The sequence below is a fragment of the Pseudomonas sp. Sample_24 genome (genome assembly GCF_004307605.1).
In the GTDB taxonomy this organism is placed as follows: Bacteria; Pseudomonadota; Gammaproteobacteria; order Pseudomonadales; family Pseudomonadaceae; genus Aquipseudomonas.
The window spans coordinates 1-2,022 of record NZ_RCNW01000229.1 but is presented as its reverse complement, the minus strand read 5'-3'; the positions used below and the strand labels follow the sequence as shown (position 1 = coordinate 2,022).

Here is a 2,022-nt window from a genome sequence, read left to right as displayed (position 1 = left end):
AACCGGGTTATCGCACTTGGCGGCCTTGATTTCCTTGCCGTCGACCATTTTGTCCATGGCCGCTTTCTTGTCTTTGGAGCACCACACCGCCTGCAATTGCTCATCACCCGGCGAGCCCAGCCCCTGACGCGGGAACGCTACGTAACGCACTTCGATTCCGCGCTTGTTCAACTCCGGGATTTCGGCGTGCAGCTTGTGGCAGTAGGGGCAAGTGGTGTCGGTGAACACGGTGATGTGCGATTTTGTTTCGCCGATGGCCGGGTACACCACGGTTTCAGCGACCGGGATTTCATTGACCAGTTTGGAAATACCCAGGCGTTCGGTCTTTTCGGTCAGGTTGACGGGCTTGCCGTCCTTGAGCTGGAACATGTAGCCCTGAACGACATATTGCCCGTCAGCACTGGCATACAGCACGCGGCTGCCCTTGAGTTTGACTTCATACAAACCCGGCAACGGACTGGCGGTGATGGTTTCTACCGGTACTTCGAGCTGGAGGTTTTCCAGACTTTTACGAATGGCTTTGTCGGCCGCGTCATCGGCGACGGCAAAGGTGCTGACCAACGCAATGGCTGCGGCGGCGAAAATCTGGGTCAGACGCATGAGAACTCCTGAAGGCGGACAAATGTGACGATCAGAACGCCCGTGCCGAAACACCGGGTCATAACCGCCCATCGTGCAAACCGACAAAGCCTACCACATAAGGCCCGTGGGGCCGAATGCAGGTGACGCAGGACAACCTACGATGCCTGTTTGGCAATATTTATTGTGGCGAGGGGGTTTACCCCCGTTGGGTTGCGCAGCAACCCCACAATCTGCCACGGGGTTAAATTAGTTGCTCCGTGAGTACCGGTTTACGACTGCTGCGCAGCCGAACGGGGGTAAACCCCCTCGCCACAGGTAAGCATTTCAGTTTCAGGAACGGTATTTAGCCGCGCGGGTGGTGTTTGGCGTGCAAATCCTGCAATCGCGCCCGGGCGACGTGGGTATAAATCTGCGTTGTCGACAAATCACTGTGCCCCAGCAGCATCTGCACCACCCGCAAGTCCGCACCATGGTTGAGCAGATGCGTGGCGAAGGCATGACGCAGGGTGTGCGGCGACAGCGATTTGCCGATCCCGGCGACTTTGGCCTGATGCTTGATGCGGTGCCAGAACGTCTGACGGGTCATCTGCTCGCCGCGCTGGCTGGGAAACAACACATCGCTGGGACGTCCGCCAAGCAATTCGCCACGGCCATCGCGCATGTAGCGCTCAACCCAGACAATCGCTTCCTCGCCCATCGGCACCAGCCGCTCCTTGCTGCCCTTGCCCATCACACGCAAGACCCCTTGACGCAAATTGACCTGCTCCAGTGTCAGGCTGATCAGCTCCGTGACCCGCAGCCCGCAGGCGTAGAGCACTTCGAGCATGGCACGGTCACGCTGGCCGATGGCTTCGCTCAAATCAGGGGCCTTCAGCAGGGCTTCCACATCGGCTTCCGACAAGGATTTGGGCAACGGTCGCCCAAGTTGCGGCATGTCGATCCTTAATGTTGGATCGACCGCGATCAACTTTTCCCGCAGCAGATAGCGATAGAAGCCACGCACGCCAGAGAGAAACCTTGCCGTTGAACGGGGCTTGTAGTTTTGCTCCAGGCGCCAGGCCAGGTGGTCGAGGATCAACTCGCGCCCGGCGTTGATCAGCTCCAGGCCCTTTTCCTGCAACCAGCCGTTGAACAGCGCGAGGTCACTGCGATAGGCATCGCGGGTGTTATCGGAAAGACCTTTCTCCAGCCAAAGGGCGTCGAGGAACTGGTCTATCAGGGGATGATCGATGGCGGGCATAAAGGCTCAGGCAAGACCGACAGTACGGTCAGGGAAGATAAATCGCAGGCAACAAAAAAGCAGCCCGTAGGCTGCTTTTTTCTGCATCGGAAGCTGGACTTAAGCCAGTTTTTCCTTGATGCGAGCTGCTTTACCAGACAGGTCACGCAGGTAGTACAGCTTGGCTTTACGTACGTCACCGCGACGTTTAACAGCCATGC

At 57.8% G+C, this 2,022-nt stretch carries 3 protein-coding genes; all 3 read right to left on the bottom strand.

The features are described from left to right. Positions 1–600, bottom strand: a 600-nt coding sequence (locus D8V06_RS12490) for a disulfide isomerase DsbC N-terminal domain-containing protein (protein ID WP_130931052.1), incomplete at its 3' end; no start/stop codon positions are given. Between the two features lie 325 nt (positions 601–925). Next, positions 926–1,822: a site-specific tyrosine recombinase XerD gene (gene xerD, locus D8V06_RS12485; protein WP_056853624.1), complete on the bottom strand. Its 897-nt coding sequence runs from the start codon at positions 1,820–1,822 to the stop codon at positions 926–928. A gap of 99 nt (positions 1,823–1,921) precedes the next feature. After that, positions 1,922–2,022: 50S ribosomal protein L19 (locus D8V06_RS12480; protein WP_130931048.1), on the bottom strand; the 101-nt coding region annotated here is incomplete at its 5' end.

Bases quoted from the DNA above. Each gene is read 5' to 3' on its own strand.
- xerD (WP_056853624.1), bottom strand. From the start codon at position 1,822: ATGCCCGCCATCGATCATCCCCTGATAGACCAGTTCCTCGACGCCCTT.